This is a genomic window from Polaromonas sp. P1_G2 (assembly GCF_056405515.1).
Window position 1 is genome coordinate 1 of sequence record NZ_JBFUBY010000424.1, and the last position, 2,455, is coordinate 2,455.

The window sequence follows — 2,455 nt, forward strand, 5'->3', positions numbered from 1 at the left end:
GGCAGCAGGTGGGAGGGTGTGCGGGCGTTCATAGGTCAGTCAGTGCGCAAGGTGCAGGCCGCATTCGCGGTTGTCTTCGCCCTTGGTAGGGTCCACATAGTCGAAGTTGTTGGGCAGGCCGTTGATTTCACAGTACTGGTAAAGGTCCTTGGACGACCAGTGCAGCAGCGGCGCGACCTTGATCAGGCCATCGGGGTTGACGCTGACCGGGTCCATCTGGGCGCGCACCGCGGTGTCGGTGGCGCGCAAGGCCGTGAACCAGACCTGGGGCGCGGTTTCACGCAGGGCGCGGGCAAAGGGCTCGAGTTTCACTTCTTCAGTGAAGGCCGCATGGCGTGGATCGTCCAGCGCCGGGGTCGGGCCTTCCACGGCCTCGCGGTGCGCACGGGAGCGGCGCGGCAGGTAAATATGCAGGTCCAGCTTGAGCAGCCTGGTCACCTCATCGGCGAAGCGATAGGTGGCCTCGGTGTTGTAGCCGTTGTCCATCCACACCACGGGAACGCGGGGATTGGCGCGCGTCACCATGTGCAGTATCACCGCCTCGAAGGGACGGAAATTGGTGGTGACGATGGCGGGCCGGCCCAGTCCCACGGCCCAACCCACCAGGCCCTGCGCGTTGTGGCCGAGTTCCGCGTTGATCTTTGCAAGGTCGAGGTTCATGGTGTTCAGGCGGCAGCCRCTTCCTTGAAATGGGGTTGCACGTCTACCGCATCGCCCTGGTATTTGCCCGCGCTGTAACCGGGGTAGGACGCCAGCACACGCTCGGCGATCGCCATATCCTGGTCGGCGCGCAGCACCGCGGTGTCAAAGCCGCTGCGCTCCATCTGCGCCAGCTGGTCCACCAGCACGTCGCCGGTGGCTCGGATTTCACCCTTGAATTCGCGGCGACGGCGCAGCAGGAAAGCCTGGCTGTAGGCGCGGCCGTCGGTGAACTTCGGGAAATGCAGGTCGATACGCGCGATGCCGTCCAGGGAGACTTCAAAGGGATCGCTGTCGTTGGCAAGCACCAGCACGCCGGCCTGGTCGGCTTGGTCTGCGCCAGGGTGTTCGGCGAAAGGCAGTAGTTTCATCGTGGCTCCTTTCAGTGCGCGACGGTGTTGGGGGCAAAGCGCGCGGCCTTGGCGGCGGCCTTGTACGGTTCGATGCCGACGCGGCGGAAGGTGGCTATAAAGGTTTCGCCGTCCTCGCGCAACTGGCGGTAGGTGTCCAGCACCGCTTCGATGACTTCGGGCACTTCGGCGCCCGTGAACGAGGGGCCCACCACCTTGCCGGGCACCGAGGCGCCGCTCAGCGTGGAGCCGTCGGAGCCGCCCAGCGAGACCTGGTACCACTCCAGGCCGTCCTTGTCGACGCCCAGGATGCCGATGTGGCCGCTGTGGTGGTGGCCGCAGGAATTGATGCAGCCGCTGATGTGCAGGTCGATCTCGCCCAGGTCGTGCAGCTCGTCCATGTCCTGGTAGCGCTCGGTGATGGCCTCGGCGATGGGAATGGAGCGCGCATTGGCCAGCGAGCAGAAATCGCCGCCGGGGCAGGCGATCATGTCGGTCAGCAGGTGGATGTTGGGTTTGGCAAAGCCGGCCTTGCGGGCGGCGCGCCAGAGTTCTGGCAACTCGTCGCAGCGCACCCAGGGCAGCAGCAGGTTCTGGTCGTGCGTGACGCGCACTTCGCCGGCGCTGAACTGGTCGGCCAGGTCGGCGGCGATGTCGAGCTGGTCGGCCGTCGCGTCGCCGGGGGCCTGGCCCAGGCGCTTGAAGGACAGCGTCACGGCGCGCAGGTCGGGGTTCTGGTGCGGCGCCACGTTGCGCTGCAGCCAGCGGCCGAACTCAATATCGTCCTCGGCGGCGGCGCGCAGGATGTTGGCGATCTTGGCGTCGGCGCTCTTGCGGTCGCAGTTGAGCGTGGGCGGAACGAAGGAGGCCGTCACGCGGTCGAGTTCTTCCTGCGTGATGGTGTGCGGCGCGCCGTCGTGCTCGAGGATTTGCTTGTACTCGGCCTCGACGTCGTCGATGTAGCGCTGGCCTTCGGCCTTCACCAGGATCTTGATGCGGGCCTTGTAGATGTTGTCGCGGCGGCCGTAGCGGTTGTACACGCGCACCACGGCTTCCAGGTAATTCATGATCTGGTTCCAGGGCAGGAACTCGCGGATCACCGTGCCGATGACAGGCGTGCGGCCCATGCCGCCGCCCACCAGCACCTTGAAGCCCAGCTCGCCCTCGGTGTTGCGCACCAGGTGCAGGCCCACGTCATGCCAGGCCGTGGCGGCGCGGTCTTCGCGGGCGCCGCTGATGGCGATCTTGAACTTGCGCGGCAGGAAGGCGAACTCGGGGTGCAGCGTGCTCCACTGGCGCAGGATTTCGCCGAAGGGGCGCGGATCGGCGATCTCGTCGACCGCAATGCCGGCGCGTTCGTCGCTGGTGATGTTGCGGATGCAGTTGCCGCTGGTCTGGATGCCGTG

At 66.2% G+C, this 2,455-nt stretch carries 3 protein-coding genes; all 3 read right to left on the reverse strand.

Annotated features, from left to right (window positions below; genetic code table 11):
- Positions 1 to 39: 39 nt before the first annotated feature.
- A complete protein-coding gene (locus tag AC1D0P_RS24630) occupies positions 40 to 660 on the reverse strand; it encodes a phosphoadenosine phosphosulfate reductase domain-containing protein (protein WP_477679135.1) in 621 nt (206 codons plus the stop codon).
- A gap of 5 nt (positions 661 to 665) precedes the next feature.
- Positions 666 to 1,070, reverse strand: a complete 405-nt coding sequence (locus AC1D0P_RS24635; RefSeq protein WP_477679136.1) for a DUF934 domain-containing protein — start codon at positions 1,068 to 1,070, stop codon at positions 666 to 668.
- An 11-nt stretch (positions 1,071 to 1,081) separates the two neighbouring features.
- Positions 1,082 to 2,455 (reverse strand): nitrite/sulfite reductase (locus AC1D0P_RS24640; RefSeq protein WP_477679137.1); only part of this gene is annotated, 1,374 nt, incomplete at its 5' end.

What these genes read in the sequence shown, in the direction of transcription:
- AC1D0P_RS24630 (WP_477679135.1), bottom strand. Translation starts at nt 660, where the DNA reads ATGAACCTCGACCTTGCAAAGATCAACGCGGAACTCGGCCACAACGCG.